The sequence below is a fragment of the Nonomuraea sp. CA-143628 genome (genome assembly GCF_050942315.1).
Taxonomy (GTDB): Bacteria; Actinomycetota; Actinomycetes; order Streptosporangiales; family Streptosporangiaceae; genus Nonomuraea.
In genome coordinates, this window is the sequence record NZ_CP192072.1 from 5,102,849 (window position 1) to 5,118,998 (window position 16,150).

At 69.3% G+C, this 16,150-nt stretch carries 15 protein-coding genes; 11 read left to right on the top strand and 4 right to left on the bottom strand.

The window, feature by feature from the left end; genetic code table 11:
- Positions 1-47 precede the first annotated feature (47 nt).
- Positions 48-1,649 carry a class I adenylate-forming enzyme family protein gene (locus ACQP2T_RS23345; protein WP_433518216.1) on the bottom strand — a complete coding sequence of 534 codons (1,602 nt, stop codon included), beginning with the start codon at positions 1,647-1,649 and terminating at the stop codon, positions 48-50.
- 67 nt (positions 1,650-1,716) lie between these two features.
- Here ACQP2T_RS23345 and ACQP2T_RS23350 point away from each other — a divergent pair, with 67 nt between their 5' ends.
- The 9 genes from ACQP2T_RS23350 to ACQP2T_RS23390 all read left to right on the top strand — a co-directional run bounded on the left by ACQP2T_RS23350 (position 1,717) and on the right by ACQP2T_RS23390 (position 8,062).
- Positions 1,717-2,322, top strand: coding sequence for a TetR/AcrR family transcriptional regulator (locus ACQP2T_RS23350; RefSeq protein ID WP_433519815.1), 606 nt, complete (start codon positions 1,717-1,719; stop codon positions 2,320-2,322).
- Positions 2,319-3,407, top strand: a complete 1,089-nt coding sequence (locus ACQP2T_RS23355) for an amidohydrolase family protein (RefSeq protein ID WP_433518217.1) — start codon at positions 2,319-2,321, stop codon at positions 3,405-3,407. The genes ACQP2T_RS23350 and ACQP2T_RS23355 overlap by 4 nt, the downstream gene beginning before the upstream one ends.
- Positions 3,404-3,715 (top strand): iron-sulfur cluster assembly protein, encoded by a 312-nt coding sequence (locus ACQP2T_RS23360; protein WP_433518218.1) that lies wholly within the window; start codon positions 3,404-3,406, stop codon positions 3,713-3,715. Before ACQP2T_RS23355 ends, ACQP2T_RS23360 begins: the two co-directional genes overlap by 4 nt.
- Positions 3,716-4,041: 326 nt before the next feature.
- The gene (locus ACQP2T_RS23365) at positions 4,042-5,262 is read left to right on the top strand and encodes a cytochrome P450 (protein ID WP_433518219.1); all 1,221 of its coding nucleotides are present in this window, start codon (positions 4,042-4,044) and stop codon (positions 5,260-5,262) included.
- The gene (locus ACQP2T_RS23370; RefSeq protein ID WP_433518220.1) at positions 5,262-5,459 is read left to right on the top strand and encodes a ferredoxin; all 198 of its coding nucleotides are present in this window, start codon (positions 5,262-5,264) and stop codon (positions 5,457-5,459) included. Before ACQP2T_RS23365 ends, ACQP2T_RS23370 begins: the two co-directional genes overlap by 1 nt.
- A gap of 92 nt (positions 5,460-5,551) precedes the next feature.
- Positions 5,552-6,298, top strand: a complete 747-nt coding sequence (locus ACQP2T_RS23375; protein ID WP_433518221.1) for a glucose 1-dehydrogenase — start codon at positions 5,552-5,554, stop codon at positions 6,296-6,298.
- 143 nt (positions 6,299-6,441) lie between these two features.
- A complete protein-coding gene (locus ACQP2T_RS23380) occupies positions 6,442-7,161 on the top strand; it encodes a hypothetical protein (RefSeq protein WP_433518222.1) in 720 nt (239 codons plus the stop codon).
- Between the two features lie 13 nt (positions 7,162-7,174).
- Complete coding sequence (locus tag ACQP2T_RS23385) at positions 7,175-7,804, top strand: cytochrome c oxidase subunit 3 (protein WP_433518223.1); 630 nt, start codon at positions 7,175-7,177, stop codon at positions 7,802-7,804.
- 3 nt (positions 7,805-7,807) lie between these two features.
- Positions 7,808-8,062, top strand: coding sequence for a cytochrome C oxidase subunit IV family protein (locus tag ACQP2T_RS23390; protein ID WP_433518224.1), 255 nt, complete (start codon positions 7,808-7,810; stop codon positions 8,060-8,062).
- A gap of 11 nt (positions 8,063-8,073) precedes the next feature.
- Here the strand turns inward: ACQP2T_RS23390 and ACQP2T_RS23395 are convergent, their stop codons facing one another.
- Positions 8,074-8,595 (bottom strand): hypothetical protein, encoded by a 522-nt coding sequence (locus tag ACQP2T_RS23395; protein WP_433518225.1) that lies wholly within the window; start codon positions 8,593-8,595, stop codon positions 8,074-8,076.
- Positions 8,596-8,739: 144 nt separating this feature from the next.
- Between ACQP2T_RS23395 and ACQP2T_RS23400 the strand changes: the two genes are divergently transcribed.
- Positions 8,740-9,576 carry an SAM-dependent methyltransferase gene (locus ACQP2T_RS23400; RefSeq protein WP_433518226.1) on the top strand — a complete coding sequence of 279 codons (837 nt, stop codon included), beginning with the start codon at positions 8,740-8,742 and terminating at the stop codon, positions 9,574-9,576.
- A gap of 40 nt (positions 9,577-9,616) precedes the next feature.
- On the opposite strand, the gene ACQP2T_RS23405 is transcribed toward ACQP2T_RS23400, so the two are convergent.
- Together ACQP2T_RS23405 and ACQP2T_RS23410 are read right to left on the bottom strand one after the other, a co-directional pair.
- Positions 9,617-12,043, bottom strand: coding sequence for a glycosyl hydrolase family 95 catalytic domain-containing protein (locus tag ACQP2T_RS23405; RefSeq protein ID WP_433518227.1), 2,427 nt, complete (start codon positions 12,041-12,043; stop codon positions 9,617-9,619).
- A 49-nt stretch (positions 12,044-12,092) separates the two neighbouring features.
- Positions 12,093-13,967 carry a glycoside hydrolase family 97 catalytic domain-containing protein gene (locus ACQP2T_RS23410; RefSeq protein WP_433518228.1) on the bottom strand — a complete coding sequence of 625 codons (1,875 nt, stop codon included), beginning with the start codon at positions 13,965-13,967 and terminating at the stop codon, positions 12,093-12,095.
- A gap of 422 nt (positions 13,968-14,389) precedes the next feature.
- Between ACQP2T_RS23410 and ACQP2T_RS23415 the strand changes: the two genes are divergently transcribed.
- Positions 14,390-16,072, top strand: a complete 1,683-nt coding sequence (locus ACQP2T_RS23415; protein WP_433518229.1) for a fatty acyl-AMP ligase — start codon at positions 14,390-14,392, stop codon at positions 16,070-16,072.
- The last annotated feature ends 78 nt before the right edge of the window (positions 16,073-16,150 follow it).

Sequence of the window (16,150 nt, forward strand, 5' to 3'; positions counted from 1 at the left end):
TTGTTTTAAACTATCTCCGGCTCGGCGCGGGTGTCAATGCGCCGGGATCAGTGATCGGCCGGGGCCGACGTCGGCGCGGCGGAGAGCCGGTCGGAGAGCTGGTCGGAGGGCTGGTCGGAGAGCTCGGCGCGGAGCCGCCGCTTGAGCACCTTGCCGTAGGCGTTGCGAGGCAGCTCGTCCACCCACACGACCCGCTTGGGAACCCGGTAACCGGCGAGCGTCGCGCGGCAGCCCGCGATGATCTCCTCCTCCCCGCGCGGGGCGCCGTCGGCGACGAGCACGGCGGTCACCGCCTCACCCCAGATGCGGTGCGGCAGCCCGACGACGGCCGCCTCGCGCACGCCGGGCAGGGTGAGCAGGACCTCCTCGACCTCCCGCGCGTAGACGTTGGAGCCACCGGTGACGATCATGTCCTTCTTGCGGTCCACCAGGAAGAGGTAGCCGTCCTCGTCGAGATAGCCGACGTCCCCGGTGTGCAGCCAGCCGTCGCGCAGGGCCGCGCTCGTGGCCTCGGGCCGGTTCCAGTAGCCCGCCATCGTCTGCGGGGCCCGGGCCAGGACCTCTCCGGGCTCGCCGGCGGGCAAGGGCGCGCCGTCGTCGCCGGTCACGCGGAGCTCGACACCGGGCAGGACCCTGCCCGCCGAGCGCGCCAGCGGCAGGTCGGGGTCGGCGAGCGCGCGGCGATGGTCCTCCTGGTCGAGCACCGTGACGAACATGGGTGACTCCATCTGCGCGAACGACTGGACGACGCGCCCGCCGAACGCCGCGGTCGCCTCGCGCAACGTCTCGGGGTCGATGGGGGAACCGGCGTAGTACAGGCGGCGGAAGGAGGGTGGCGCGGTGAAACCGGCGGGCGTGGCGTCCAGCAGCATTCTGATCATCGACGGGACGACGAACATCCCGGTGACGCCGTGGCCGTCGATCAGGGCGGCGGTACGGGCGGCGTCGAAGGAGCGGCACAGCAGGTTGTGGCCGCCGGTCATCAGCGTCGGCAGGAACAGGAAGCCCGCGCCGTGCGTCAGCGGGGCCACGTGCAGCGTCACCTCTCCGTCGGTGAACCCGAGGACGTCGATGGCCGTGCCGGCGACGCTGCGCCACGAGGCGTGCGTGAGCATGACGGCCTTGGGCGAGCCGGTCGTGCCGGAGGTGTACATGAGGCTGGCGACCTCGCTGTCCTCGCCGGGCTCGGGCCCGGGAAGGGGGGCCGCGCCTGCTGTGAGATCGTCCGTCGAGGCGTCGGCGAGCAGGACGGTGAGGCCGTGGACCCTCCCGTCGCGGGGGAGCCGCGCACCGAACTCGGACGTGGTGACGAGCACCCGTGAGCCGGAGTCGGTCAGCATGTGCAGATAGTCCTCCTGGGTGAGCCGGACATTGAGCGGGACGACTATCAGCCCGGCCGCGAGCGCGCCCAGGAAGACGTCGACGTACGCCTGGCTGTTGTGCAGGAGGATGGCCACGCGGTCGCCGCGCCGCAGGCCGAGCGCGCGCAGCGCGCCCCCGGTGGCCGCCGCTCGGGTCGCCACGGCCGCGTAGCTGAAAGTCTCGTCGGCGTGCGCCGCGTCCAGATCGGTCACGCACGCCCGGTCCGCGAAGAGCTCGGCTCCGGCCCAGAGGATCTGCGCCGCGGTGGTCGCTCTCGCATGCTTCATTGGCGCTCACTCCCGTCCCATATTGACACCCGCGAAGTGACTATACAAACATTTGTTTGTGCACGAGATGGCGGAGCAGGAGTCCGACGGGTACGCGACGATCTTCCGGGAGGCGACGCGCCTGTTCGGCGAACGGGGATACACCGGCACCTCCATGCGTGACATCGCCAGGGCCGTGGGGATGCTCCCGGGCAGCCTGTACGCGCACATCGTCAGCAAGGAGTCGTTGCTGTTCGCCATCATCGAGGGCGGCGTCGACCACTTCAACCAGGTGCTGGAAGAGGTGCGCGCGACCAGCGACGATCCCCGGGTTCTGCTGCGGGAGGCGATCAAGGCGCACGTCCGGGTCGTCGCGGAGAACCCCGAGCGGACGCTGATCGTGTTTCACCAGTGGCGCTTCCTGGGCGAGGAGAACCGGGCGCGGCTGCTGGACAAGCGCGCCCGGTACGAGCGGTTCTTCACCGAGACGCTGCGGGCCGGTGCGCGGGCCGGTGTGTTCGACCCCGGCCTCGATGAGCGGATGGTCGTGTTCGCGCTGCTCGGCGCCCTCAACTGGACACCGGAGTGGTTCTCACCCGACGGTCCCGCGACGGCGGACGAAATCGGCGAGAAGCTCGCGGACGCGCTACTGAACGGGCCGTTGATCCGGGCCGACCCACAGGAGGATGGATGATCGACGACGGTGTCGTGGTGGACTCGGTGGTACATCCGTACAACCTGGCACCCGCCAACCAGGACCCGCTCGGCCGCGAGCAGTTGGAGGCGGTGTACGCCGCGCACCTGCTCGCCACCGGCGAGGAACACCGGGAGTTCCAGCTCAGCCGTGAGGAGTTCTTCTCGGACTTCCCGTACGAAGCCATCGCGGACGCCCTGTTCGTGGAGAGCCCGGGCGACCTGGCGGTCATCCACGCGCTGCCGAACCTCGGCTTCGCGAAGGGGCACGTGACCGACCCGGAGCGGGCCGCGGCCTACCGCGACCGCCACCCGAACCGGTTCCGGCTGTACGCCACCGTGGACACGCCGGTGACGGACGCGGCGATCGCCCAGTTGGAGCGGCAGGTTCGCGAGTTCGGCGTGGACGGGCTGAAGCTCTACCCCGCCTTCTTCTACGGCGGCAGGGGAGAGGGCTGGCGGATCGACGGGCCCGACTTCGCCACGCCGCTGCTGGAGGCGGCGCGCGACCTCGGCGTCCGCAACGTGGCCGTGCACAAGGCGCTCTGGCTGCCCCCGGCGCCTCGCGACGCGTTCGACGTGGACGACCTCGCGGCCGCGCCGGCCCGCTTTCCCGAGCTCACCTTCCAGATCGTGCATGCCGGCGCCGCGTTCCTGGACAAGACGGCGGCGCTGCTGGCCCGCCACCGCAACCTGTACGCGACGCTGGAGTCGGTGTTCGCCTACGCGGTGGTCCGGCCGGACGCCTTCGCCAAGATCATGGCCACGCTCATCGGCGCGGCCGGTGCCGACCAGTTGCTGTACGCGAGCGGTGCCAACCTCAGCCATCCCGCGCCGCTGCTCGCCGCGTTCGACGGATACGAGTTCCCCGAGCACGTGCTGGCCGAGTACGGCATCCGGCAACTGACCGCCGCCGACCGCAGGAAGATCCTCGGGGGCAACGCGCTGCGGATGCTGGGACTCGACGAGGGCGAGGCGCGTGAGCGGACGGCGGCCGACGAGTTCGCCGCGCGGCGGGCGGCGGCCGAACCTGAGCCGTGGAGCCGGCTCCGCGTCCCCCACGCGCCGCTCGGGAGCGGGCGGTGAGCGCCACGGCGATGCCGTCGGAGGAGACGATCCGCGTCCAGCTGAGCAAGATCCCCGAGCCGTGCGGGGTGCTGATGGGCGCGCCGCTGGACATCTGCCAGATGGGCCTGGTGGACAAGGTCGAGTGCGCGGACGGCCGCGTCCGGGTCGAGCTCGTGCTGACGGACGCGTCGTGCGTGCATTTCACCGGCATGCGCCGCTACATCGTCGACCTCCTGAGCGAGCTGCCCGGGGTCGAGACCGTCGAGGTCGCGGTATCGACGACCATTCTCTGGACCCCTGACCGGCGCCGCCGGCCGACGCTCTAAACAAACAACTGATTGTTGTTAAGGAGGGGTGTGCCGTCGCGGGGCGTCGGCGGCGCTGTGCCGAATCCTGGTGCGAGCCGCCACCCTGTCGGCGTGCCACAGCAAAAGGGCAGGTCAACGTCACTTCTCACATCAACGCTAGGTAGCGGTTCGGGCGCGCTGGGCAGTGAATCGCCCGGCTGCTCTTGACAGCGCATCGGGCGTAGACAAACATTTGTTTTTGAGTGTGACGCCCACCACACCCCCGGTCAGCCGGTGCCGCCGGCGGGGCGATCGAGGCGTCGAGCACCCGGCATCTTCATGTCGAAACCCACGGAGGCCTCCTCGTGACCGCGACTCAACCACACTCGACCCGAGACCACTTCAACGACTTCGATCTCGACTCCCGGGAGTTCAACGACGACTTCGTCGAGGTCATCGACGACATGGTGCGGCGCTGCCCGGTCGCGCGGAGCAACGTCGGGCACGGCTACTACGTCGTCAACAGGCAGGAGGACGTCCGCACGGTCGGCCAGAACTGGGAGACGTTCAGCAGCGCCGACGGCTTCCAGCCGAACCGTCCCGAGGGAATGGCGTTCATGTATCCCGAGGAGTCCGACCCGCCTTACCACAACCGGTGGCGCAGCGCCCTCAACGGCTACTTCAGCCCGCGCGCCGTGCGGTCCTACGAAGACTCCGTCCGTGAGCACGCCAACGACCTGATCGACGCGTTCGTCGAGCGCGGGGAGTGCGACTTCGTCGCGGACTTCGCCGCCACCCTGCCCGGCCGGGTCTTCTTCTCCAGCTACATGGGGGTGCCGCTCGACGACCTGCCGCCTCTCATCAAGGCGATCGACGACGCGCTGTTCGGCCCGATCGAAGGCCGCGCACAGGGCTGGGGCACGGCGCTGGGCTACATCAACGCCTATCTGGAGCGTCGCCTGAAGGAGGAACCGCGGGGCGACTTCGTCGACGCCGTGCTGAAAGGGGTGGAGCTCGACAGCGGTGAGCCGTGCCCATGGGAGCACAAGGTCAGCGTCGTCACCGACCTCCTGGCCGGCGGCCTGGGGACGACCACCTACCTGCTCGCCGGCATGACCTACCACCTCGCGACACACCCTGAGGACCGCGCCCGCCTGGTCGCGGATCCGGCCCTGCACGACAAGGCGATCGAGGAATTCGTCCGCGTCTACGCGCCGGTCGTGGCCCTCGCCCGAACCGTCAAGCAGGACGTCGAGGTCGGCGGCCACACCTTCAAGAAGGGCGACTGGGTGATGCTGAACTACGCCGCCGCCTGCCGGGATCCCCGCGTCTACGACAATCCGAAGGACGTCGACATCGACCGCGACCTTCCGGTGAACGCCGCGTTCGGGTTCGGCCCCCACCGCTGCATCGGGTCCCACCTCGCCCGGCTCGAGGGCAAGGTCGTCATGCAGGAGCTGCTGCGCCGCGTTCCGGACTTCTCGCTGGCGCCGGGCGCCGAGATCGTCTACACCACCGGTCTCACCCGCTCGATGAACAACCTCCCGCTGGTGTTCGCTCCCGGCCACCGGGAGAAGACAGCCTGATGAAGTACACCGTTGACGGGTCGCTCTGCTCCGGGCACGGCCGCTGCTACATGCTCGCGCCGGAGGTCTACGAGTCCGACGACGACGGAATCAACATCCACCTCGACGAGCCCGCCGAGGTTCCCGCCGGCCGGGAGGCCGCGGCCAGGACCGGAGCGCACGGATGCCCCGAACGGGCGATCACCCTGCACGCGTGATCGCCGGGCGGCATCCCATCCCACACCACCACTGACAGGAAGGGGCCGCCTCGAACGAGGAGGCCCGTGATCCGGCAAGGAAGGACATCATCATGGGCAAGCTCGACGGCAAGGTGGCCATCGTCACCGGCGCCGCGCAGGGTATGGGCGAGGCGCACGCGCGGCGGTTCGTCGCCGAGGGCGCGAAGGTCGTGCTGACCGACGTCAACGAGGAGCGCGGGCAGCTGATCGCCAAGGAGCTGGGCGACAACGCGCTGTTCATCCGGCACGACGTGACCTCCCCGGCCGAGTGGCAGCAGGTGCTGCGGCAGGCCGAAGGCGCTTTCGGCACGGTGACGATCCTGGTGAACAACGCCGGGATCATCGGCCCCATCGCCGCGACCGCCGAGCTGGACGAGGCCGAATACCTCAAGGTGTGCGCGGTCAACCAGCACTCCCAGTACTACGGCATGAGGACCGTCATACCGTCGATGCGACGGGCCGGCGGCGGCTCGATCGTCAACATCTCCTCGATCGCCGGCCTGGTCTCCATCGTCGGCACACCGAACCTGGCATACGTGGGCAGCAAGTTCGCCTCCCGGGGCATGACCAAACACGTCGCCGTCGAGTACGGGCCCGACAACATCCGCGTCAACTCGGTGCATCCCGGCTACATCAAGACGCCCATGATGGCCGCCGCCACCGACGAGAACGGCGGCGGCATCGCCGAGCAGGTCCCGCTGCGGCGCATGGCCGATCCGGATGAGGTCTCCAGCCTGGTGCTGTTCCTCGCCTCCGACGACTCGTCGTACATCAGCGGCCAGGAGCACGTCATCGACGGAGCGCTGACCGCGCAGTAACCGAAAAGCCACGCACGCGAGGTCATCCCAGACAACAGTCGACCGAGGGGAAGGAGAATGTCGTGAGCGCCGCCGATGTCGCCCCGCCCGCCACCGGGAGGGGCCCAGGGGTAACCGGCTCAACGGAAGCCGACCGTCGCAGTATGAGCCGCAACTCGCAGCTCCTCATCGCATGGTGTGGACCGTCCATCGTCGTTCTGTTCCTGATCGGAAGCGTCTGGCTCGCCAGGTACTTCCCGCCCGCGATCCACCCGAGTGATTCCGCTCAGCAGGTCGCGCGGTATTACCAGGAGCACGCCACCGCTATTCGCGTCGGCCTCGTCTTCACCTGTCTGGCATACGCGCTGATGGGTGTCTGGGGGGTGTGCATGGCCGTTCAGACGCGTCGAAAGGAGGGGCTCTTCCCAGCGTTGACGTACGTTCAGCTGACCTGCATGGCCACGGGTACCGCGCAGATCGTCGTGAACTGCGGCCTGTGGGCGACCGCCGCCTTCCGCGCGGGCGAAGTGTCACCGGAGATCACGCAGGCGTTCAACGACGCGGGGTTCATCATCCTGCTCGGCACCTGGATGCCCTTCACGGTCTGGGCCATCGCGCTCGGACTGAACATCCTGCTGGACAAGAGCGACGCTCCGGTGTTCCCCCGGTGGACCGGCTACTTCAGCATCTGGGCCGGGGTGTGCTTCATTCCGGGCGGCACGGTCTGGTTCTTCAAGGAGGGGCCGTTCGGCTGGACCGGCGTCGTGTGCCTGTGGGTGCCGTTCGTCGTCTTCGGTATCTGGGTGCTGTACTTCAGTTACCTGTCGATGCAGAACGTCAAGCGGGGCTTCGTCCACGAACAAGAGCTGGCCGCCAGTTCATGATGATGGCCGGTTCATGATGATGAATGCCTGGGCGGCGGATCCGTTCGCCGCCAAACTTCCGGGGGCGCCCGGTGGGCGCCTTCGGAAGCCCGGCCGTGTACCGGGTGAAATTGGCATATGGGTCTTCATCTTCGGAGACTTGCTTATCTTCGCCCTGTTCTTTGGTGTATTCGTCTACGAGCGGTCGCGGAGCGCCGAGCTCTTCGAGCAGGCTCGCGAGAGCATGAGCCTGACCTTCGGCGCGGCGAACACCCTCCTCCTGCTGACCGGGTCGATGTTCGTCGTGCGGGGCGTGACCTCGCTGCGCCATGGGGCCTCTCGAAGCGGCTCGCGAATGATCCTCGTGACGCTGCTCTGTGGTGCCGCCTTCGTCGTCGACAAGTGCTTGGAGTACTCAAGCGCCATCGAAGCCGGGCACACGCCATCAGCGAACAGCTTCTACATGTACTACTTCGTTTTCACCGGGATCCATCTCCTGCATCTGCTGATCGGGATGGTCGCCTTGGTGATGATGTACCGGATTTCTGGCAAGCCAGTCCTGGAGGACGGGGATCTGCGCAACCTTGAGGCCGGAGCCTGCTACTGGCACCTCATCGACCTGCTGTGGATCGTCCTGTTCGCCCTGCTCTACCTGATGAGGTGACAGGTGAAGCGCACCATGGTCGTCTGGCTCGTCCTCATGGCCGCGACCGTGGTCTCGTGGTACCTCGGAGACGGTCACGGGACCCGGCGGCTCGCCACCGTGGTGGTGCTCGCCGTGGCGTTCGTCAAGGTCTACCTCGTCGGACGGTACTTCATGGAACTGCGGGAAGCCCCCAGAGTGCTCCGCCTGCTGTTCGGCGCTTGGACCCTGGTGGTGTGCGCGGTTCTCGTGGCCATCTTCATCGTCACCGACCATTGACGCCGTACGCGCTAGGGGATGCGGCGGGCCGCGGCGGCCGTCCAGGTGCGCAGGTAGGACTCGGCGCCCGCGGCCATGTCCCGCACGATGTCCGGGCCGGCGATGATCCGCATGTCCTCGATCCAGTCGGGCACCAGGCCGTAGTTGGCGACGCCGTCGGTGTTGACGTCCCAGACCCGGTCGCCGGTACGCAGCCGGTTCAGGGACACGCTCCCGTCGAAGGACATGAAGGGGTACGTCACCGGGTTCGCGGCGTTGCCGGTACGGGGCGCGGGCAGTCGGCCCAGGCCGTTGGCGTCCAGGCCGTAGCCGTAGCCGTAGCCGGGGATCTGGTGCGCCTGCCTGAGCGGCTGGGTACGGCGCCACTCGGCGACGAAGTCCCGCGCGACGGGCCCGTACTGCGTGATCATCCCGCCAAGGGCGTAGATCCGGTCGAAGTAGCTCGGGTCGGCCCAGCTGTGGGAGGAGATCATGCCTGGGTAGCCGGCCGCCTCGAGGATGGCGAGCGTACTGCCGGCGGCCTTCGCACTCATGTGGCGCCACTCCAACAAGGCCCAAACATGAGCTCATCTCATCAAGTCGGTAGATGTGCTATGTCCGGTCTTCGGCGGGTTGGGCGTAGCTTGCTGTTGTTGGGCATAATCAAGGAGCTATTCGACGCGTGGAGGAGACGCCGCATGAGTGACGAGGCCCGGTGGATCGCAGGAATCGACTCCAGCACACCGAACCTCGCCCGGATGCACGATTACTTCGTCGGAGGCAAGGACAACTTCGCCGTCGACCGGGAGGCGGCCGAGGCGGTGTTAGCCGCCGCGCCGGAGGTCCGGGTCATGGCGCAGGAGCACCAGGCGTTCCAGGGCCGGGTGATCCCGTTTCTCGTGGAGCAGGGCATCACCCAGTTCATCAACCTGGGCTCGGGGCTCCCCAGCGAACCCAACACCCACGAACTGGCCCGATCCCTGACCCCCGACGCCCGCGTGGCCTACGTGGACAACGACCCGGTGGTGCTCGCGCACGCCCGCGCGATCCTGGCCCGAGGCGCCGGGACCAGCGTCGTCAAGGGCGACATCCTGCATCCCGCCGAGCTGCTGGCCGACCCCGACCTGCGGGCGGTCATCGACCTCGACCAGCCGGTCGCGGTGCTGCTGTTCGGCGTCCTGCAGTACATCCCGGACGGCCACGAGCCCTTCCGGCGCGTGGCCGAGCTACGTGACGCGTTGCCGGCCGGCAGCTACATCGTCGTCACGCACGTCGTCTTCGACTCCCGCCCGGAGGTGGCGGAGCCGATCGTCGCCCTCTACCGCAGGATGCTGGGCCACGCCGAAGGCGGCGCCCGTACGCGCGAGACGGTGCTGCCCTTCTTCGACGGGCTCGAACTGGTCGAACCCGGGCTGGTGTACGTCCGTGAGTGGCGGCCCGACAGCCCTTTCCAGTCCGAGAGACCGGAGAAGGCGTGGGTGATGGTCGGCGTCGGCCGCAAGGCCGGGCCCCCGCCAGAGGACACCCACCTCTAGCGACGGCCCCGTGCCGTATGCCGTGCCGACGTCCGGCGCACTACCGGCCGATGACGTCGATTCGGTAGTCATCACCGCCCCGCGCCCGGAACGTCACCGTGTCTCCGTCCACCCTGTACGCGACCGGACGACCGTGCCCCGCCGTGACCCGCACCCCGCTCCGGAACGCGTCGTTACGGAGCTTGACCTCGCCGCCCTGGTCGGAGTTCAGACGGGCCTCCGACAGCCGCCCGGACGCCCAGCTCATGCCCACCGTGTGGGCGCCGCGGGCGCGCAGGCCCGTCACCCGGCCGTCCGCCCACGCGGCGGGCAGCGCCGGGAGCAGGTCGATCGCTCCCAGGTGGCTCTGCAGCAGCATCTCCGTCATGCCGGAGGTCGCGCCGAAGTTCCCGTCGATCTGGAACGGCGGGTGGGTGTCCCACAGGTTGGCCAGCGTGCTGGTCTGGAGCTGGTCGCGCAGCAGCTTGTGCGCGCGGTCGCCGTCCAGCAGCCGCGCCCAGAAGTTGATCTTCCACGCCTTGCTCCACCCGGTGCCCACGTCGGTGCGGGCGTTGAGTGAGACCTTGGCCGCCGCCGCGAGCTCCGGCGTCGTACGCGGGGAGATCTGCCGCCCCGGATGCACCGCGAACAGGTGGGAGACGTGCCGGTGGGTCTCCGCCGGGTCGTCGATGTCCTCCTTCCACTCCTGGAGCTGCCCCCACCGGCCGACCCGCAGACCGGGATCCAGCTTGGCCAGCACGTCGGCGGCCGCGGCCGCCTGCTGCCGGTCGCCCACCAGCCCCGCGGCCTCACGCAGGTCGGTGAACAGCTGGAAGAGGATCTGCTGCGACATCGACGCCCCCGCCGTGGCCGGGCCGAGCTCGGGGGAGCGGCTGGGGATGGCGACGAGCCTGCCGTCCCTGGGGTCGGGCCGCAGGAAGTCGCGCCAGAACCGCGCGGTCTCCTTCATGATCGGGTACGCGGTCCGCTTCAGGAAGCGCTCGTCCAGCGTGAAGCGGTAGTGGTCGTAGAGCTGCTCGGACAGCCAGGCCCCCGATTCGGGGAAGAAGTAGGCGGGATGGTCCCAGGCGCCGGTCTGGCCGAAGATGTTCGAGGCGTGGTGGGCGACCCAGCCACGCGCCCCGTACATCTGCTCGGCGGTGACCCGGCCGGGTTCGCGCAGCCCGTTCACGTACTCGTGCAGTGGCTGGGCCAGCTCGGCGAGGTTGGTCATCTCGGCGGGCCAGTAGTTCATCTGCAAGTTGATGTTGAGGTGGTAGTCCGACTGCCACGGCGGGGCCTCCAGGAGGTTCCACACGCCCTGGAGGTTGGCGGGCAGCGAACCGGGGCGGGAGGAGGCGATGAGCAGGTAGCGCCCGTACTGGTAGAAGAGCTGTTCCAGCGCCCGGTCGGCGGCCGGGGCCGCGCCGTTGCCGTACTGGGCGAGCAGCTCGTCGGTGGGGATGGCGGGCAGGCTTCCCCCAAGATCCAGCCGTACCCGGTCGAACAGCGCGGCGTGGTCGGCCCGGTGCGCGGCCAGCAGCCTGGCGTACCCCTGGCGCGCGGCGGCGTCGACCCGCGCCGTGAGCTTGGCGTGCGGGTCCTCGCCCTTGTAGGTGGGGTAGTCGGCGGCGTAGTCGGTGCCGGTGCCGAGGATGAGCACCACCGAGTCCGCGCCGGTCACGGTGACGGTGCCGTCGGGGTTGTCGGTCCGGCTCCCGCCCTGGTTGAGCACCCGCAGCTGGGCCTCGTACGCCATCCCGTTGCTGGTCAGCGCCCCCTTGACGGTCAGCCGGCCACGCTCGGCCGTGGCGCTCACCGAGCGGTTGGCCGGCACGGCGATGCCGGCGGTGAAGGTCACGCCGCCCGGCCGGTCGGTGGCGAGCCGGGCCACGATCACGCCCGCGGGCGCGGACGCGAAGTACTCGCGGGTGTGGTGGACGTCGCCGGCCGTGAACGACACGCCCGCCACCCCGCGCGCCAGGTCGAGCCGCCTGCGGTAGTCGCCGGTCTGCTCGGGCAGGCCGGGGAAGGCCAGGCGCAGGTCGCCGAAGCTCTGGTACGCGCCGAACCGGCGGTGCCGCGGCGTGTCCGACGTCAGCCCGAGCGCGGCCAGCACGTCGTTGGGCGAGATGCCGCCCTCCTTCCAGATCCGCTCCCTGATGGCCTCCAGCGCGCCGGGCCGCGGGGCGTCCCAATTGCCGAAGTTGTAGTCGGCCACGCCGGGGCCGCCGGTCCACAGGGTCTTGTCGTTGAACTGCAGCCGCTCCGCCCCAACCCCGCCGAACACGGTCGCGCCCATGGCCCCGTTGCCGATCGGCAGCGACCGCGTCTCCCAGCCCTCGTTCGTGTCGGGGGCGGGCTCGTCGTACCAGAGCGTGTACGGCTCCGCGGCGGGCTCACGAGCCTGCGCCTGCACGGCCGGGACCACGGTCAGCGCCGCGCCGAGAACCAGGACGATAGGCCCTGCCAGAAACCGTCTACTCATCAACATGCACCTATACATCGGAGGTGTGGGTGGAGCGCTGATCGGAGGTCTAGCGGTCGCAGGTCGTGATCCGGGGATGCCAGCGGCAGGCGACGGCGGCGTAGCCGCCCTCGTCCGGCACCGGCACCGACAGCCGGCCGCGGGGCCCGTCGACCACGTGGCTCTCGCGCACCAGGCCGGTCGGGCCGTCACGGACGACCTCGACCAGCCATCGGCCGCGCAGCATGCTCATCGGCACGTCGAGCGTGCGCGCCGCGCCCGAGATCCCGGCCCCCACGAACCAGCGGTCGCCGCTGCGCCTGGCCAGCACCACGTGGTCGGCCGGTCGGCCGGACAGCAGCCGCGTCTCGTCCCAGGCGGTGGGCACCTGCTCGAGGAAGCGTTCGGCCTCCGGCCTGGCCTGGTAGGACTCGACGGTGCCCGCCAGATCCTGCAGGCCGGACTCGTACGTCACCGCCAGGCCCAGTTCGTGCGCGTCGGAGGTGGGCCGGCCCGCCCGGTGGAAGGCCATGGGCGTGTAGTCCATCGAGCCGACGACGTTCCTGGTGAAGGGCAGGGTGGTGATGTGGGCGGTGGTGAGCGTGCGCTTCTCGCCGCCGTGCACGCCCTCCATCGTCATGACGTGCGGCCAGGTGCGGTGGATGCCCTTGGGGATGGTCGAGCCGTGGAAGTTGACCAGGAGGTGGTTCGCCGCGGTCGCCGGGAGGATCTCGTCGTACCAGCGCAGCCGCTCCTGCGACTCGGAGTCCATGAAGTCGATCTTGACGCCGCGCACGCCCCAGCGGCTCAGGGTGGGCAGCCACAGGGCGCGTTCCTCCGGCGTGTCCAGGTCGCGGAAGTGGATCCAGACGACGATCCCCACGCCCTTGGCCCGCCCGTACTCCACAAGCCGCGGCATCCAGCTGGTGGTCGGCCAGTTCGGGTCGGTGACGTCCCATTGGTCCTTCAGGAAGTACCACCCGGCGTCCACCGCCACGTACGGCCAGCCGCGCGCCGAGGCGTAGTCGACGAACGCCTGCTGCTTCTCCAGGCTCTGCCCCGCCTCCCTGCCGCCCGCCAGCCACGTCCACAGCACCTGGCCCGGCGCGATCCAGGAGGTGTCGCGGACCCGGGAGTCGGGCGCGAGGTCGTCCACCAGCGTGGACTCGGTGACCGTGGCCAGGTCCCCGGCGATCAGCACCCGCCATGGGGTCTCACTGGCCTGCACTTTCTCATCCCAGAGCCGCAGGCTGTAGGTGCCGGTGCCCGCCTCGTGCGCCAGGCGCGGCCCGGAGTAGCCGCCGTCGAGGCCGGACTCGGTGATCAGGAGGTAGTCGCCACCGGTCTCGAACAGCGCGGGCACCATGTAGTCGGCCGCGGGCGCGGTGAGGGCGGTGTACTGGACGAACGGGTTCTCGTAGTCGCGCCGGTGCTGGGCCAGCCAGGCGGTGGCGTTCTGGGGCAGCGTGTACGCGGACGTCTCACGCAGGACGGGACCGTGGTCGGCCGGCAGCCGGTACCTGTAGGCGACGCCGTCCCGCGCGGCCCTGACGACCAGGTCGAGCCGGGCGCCGGCGGCGTTGGCGAAGGTGAACGTCACCTCGCGCATGAGCGCCGACCGCTTGAGCCGCTTGCCCACCGTGGTGGTGTAGTGCTCGGTCACCAGACGGTCGCGGCGATGCAGGAGGCGCAGTCCCTGGGACAGGTCGGCCTGTTCGGTGACGATGCCGACCGGGCTCGGCTCCAGGATCCGGGCGCCGCGGCGCGTCGCGGCGAAGGTGAGGGTGCCCGCCTGGGGGTCGAGAGAGAGCTCCGCCGCCGGTCCGCCGGGTAAGGCGGAGATCGTCCAGCTTGTGGCTGAGGCGGCAGAGGCAGGCAGGGTGGGCAGGAGGAAGAGGCACAGGAGGAGGGCGGCGCACAGACGTATCGGTGTGGCGGTCGGCATGACAGCTCCTGAGGGCCACATACATCGGATGTGTTCCCGGATGGTAACCCGTGCGGGTTCGTTTGACCAGGGCCAAGATCGGACCTGTCTCCCGCGTGTCAGATCCCAGGCTTCAGCCGGGATGCCAATCTCTTATATGCGGATAAGCCGACCAAAAAACACCGAGATAAAATCGCCTGCCGCTCCCGCGTAAGAAATGTCCATTTTAATATCATATATAGACGGGGATGAAAATATGTCCGTGGAGTGAGCCGAGGCGAGCCTATCCTCACGATGGCGCTATTCATCGGCGACTAGGTAAATGCAATTAGCCGACACGGTCGCGCCGGCCCATTGGCGGGGGGAGTGGAATGGCTCTGGGTGATCGCTTAACCGACGCATTAGACGGGGAACCACTGACCGATCTGGTTCTCAGGTGGGCCGTGGAGCGGCCGGACACGCCGGCGTACACCTTCGTCGACTACGGCAGCCACCGTGATGGCCGCAAAACCACGTTGACCTGGGCCGAGACACACGCGCGAGCGTCCTCGACGGCCGCCCGGCTACGCCGGTCCGCCGCGCCCGGTGATCGCGTGGCACTGCTGCTCCCGCAGGGCCTGGCGTATCTGACGACGATGCTCGGATCCATGTACGCCCGGACCATCGCGGTGCCGCTGTTCTCCCCGGACCTGCCCGGCCGTTCCGCCCGCCTGGTCCAGGCCTACCGGGACGCCGATCCGGCGATCGTCGTCACCACCTCCGCCGTCCTGCCGTCGGTCCGGGCCTTCCTCGACGAGCACGATCTGCGACCACGTGACCTCGTCGCCGCCGACACCATCGGGCCCGCCCCATGGGAGCCGGAGCGGATCGGTCCCGGCGAGCTCGCCTATCTGCAGTACACCTCGGGATCGACGCGGGAGCCCGCCGGGGTCGAGATCAGCCACCACAACCTCGCCGTCAACGCGCGGCAACTGTGGACGCGTTTCGGCGTCGACCGGGGGAGGCCGGTGGCGATCGTGAGCTGGCTGCCGCTCTTCCACGACATGGGGCTCGTGGCCACGTTCGCGGCGCCGATCGTGCACGGCATCCGGGTGGACTTCACCGACCCGGCCTCCTACATCAGGCACCCGGACCGGTGGCTGCGGATGATCTCCGATCATCCTGACGAGGAGGTGCTGACCGCCGCCCCCAACTTCGCCTACGAGTACTGCCTCACGCGGACGAAGGACCCGGCCGCCTTCGACCTACGGGGCCTGCGCTGGTGCCTCAACGGGGCCGAACCGGTCAGGCAGGGCACGCTGGAACGCTTCGCCGCCGCCTTCGCCGCCTCCGGCCTGCGACCCGGTGCCCTTTCGCCGTGCTACGGACTCGCGGAGGCGACCGTGTTCGTCACCGCGGCGTGCGAGGACGCCCCGCCGAGCATCCTCCCCGCCGATCCGATGGGCCTGCGCGAAGGAGCGGTCCGCCCCTGCCCCTCCGACGCGGACCGCGCCGTCGGGATGATCTCGTGCGGCAGCCCCGCGGGCCAGTACGTCGTCATCGTCGACCCCGAGAGCTGCGCGGAACTACCCGATGACCGGATCGGCGAGATCTGGCTGCACGGCCCCAACGTGGCGCGCGGCTACTGGCGCAAACCCGAGCGCAGCCAGGAGACCTTCGGCGGCCGTCTCACCGACCCCGCCGGCGGCCTCCCCTCGGGCCCCTGGCTGCGCACCGGTGATCTCGGCGTCATCCACGAAGGCGACCTGTACGTGGCCGGCCGGATCAAAGATCTGATCATCATCGACGGCCGCAACCACTTCCCCCAGGACGTCGAGGCGACGGTGCAGGAGGCGCATCCGGCCGTGCGCTCCGACCACGTCGCCGCGTTCGCGATCGACGGAGAGGACACCGAGCACCTCGTCGTCGTGGCCGAGCACTCCCGCGCCTTCCGGAGCGGCGAACTGGATCACGAAGAGGTACGCAAGGTCGTACGCCGCGCCGTCGGCACCTACCACGACGTATGGGTGCACGACTTCGTGCTCGTCCGGCCGGGAGGCGTGCCGCGAACCTCCAGCGGCAAGATCGCCCGCACCGCCTGCAGACGGCTCTACCTCGCTTCACAGCTGCCCACCGTCCACGACTGACCCACATATAGGGGGCATTTTTATGGGCCATCCGGCATACGCGGCCGCTCGCACATTCGTCCGAGGGCCTGGACCGGC

Excerpts from the sequence above, each read along its gene's own strand:
- ACQP2T_RS23345 (WP_433518216.1), bottom strand. The coding sequence starts at position 1,649 with ATGAAGCATGCGAGAGCGACCACCGCGGCGCAGATCCTCTGGGCCGGA.
- ACQP2T_RS23350 (WP_433519815.1), top strand. The coding sequence starts at position 1,717 with ATGGCGGAGCAGGAGTCCGACGGGTACGCGACGATCTTCCGGGAGGCG.
- ACQP2T_RS23355 (WP_433518217.1), top strand. The coding sequence starts at position 2,319 with ATGATCGACGACGGTGTCGTGGTGGACTCGGTGGTACATCCGTACAAC.
- ACQP2T_RS23370 (WP_433518220.1), top strand. The coding sequence starts at position 5,262 with ATGAAGTACACCGTTGACGGGTCGCTCTGCTCCGGGCACGGCCGCTGC.
- ACQP2T_RS23375 (WP_433518221.1), top strand. The coding sequence starts at position 5,552 with ATGGGCAAGCTCGACGGCAAGGTGGCCATCGTCACCGGCGCCGCGCAG.
- ACQP2T_RS23380 (WP_433518222.1), top strand. The coding sequence starts at position 6,442 with ATGAGCCGCAACTCGCAGCTCCTCATCGCATGGTGTGGACCGTCCATC.
- ACQP2T_RS23385 (WP_433518223.1), top strand. The coding sequence starts at position 7,175 with ATGATGATGAATGCCTGGGCGGCGGATCCGTTCGCCGCCAAACTTCCG.
- ACQP2T_RS23395 (WP_433518225.1), bottom strand. The coding sequence starts at position 8,595 with ATGAGTGCGAAGGCCGCCGGCAGTACGCTCGCCATCCTCGAGGCGGCC.
- ACQP2T_RS23400 (WP_433518226.1), top strand. The coding sequence starts at position 8,740 with ATGAGTGACGAGGCCCGGTGGATCGCAGGAATCGACTCCAGCACACCG.
- ACQP2T_RS23405 (WP_433518227.1), bottom strand. The coding sequence starts at position 12,043 with ATGAGTAGACGGTTTCTGGCAGGGCCTATCGTCCTGGTTCTCGGCGCG.
- ACQP2T_RS23410 (WP_433518228.1), bottom strand. The coding sequence starts at position 13,967 with ATGCCGACCGCCACACCGATACGTCTGTGCGCCGCCCTCCTCCTGTGC.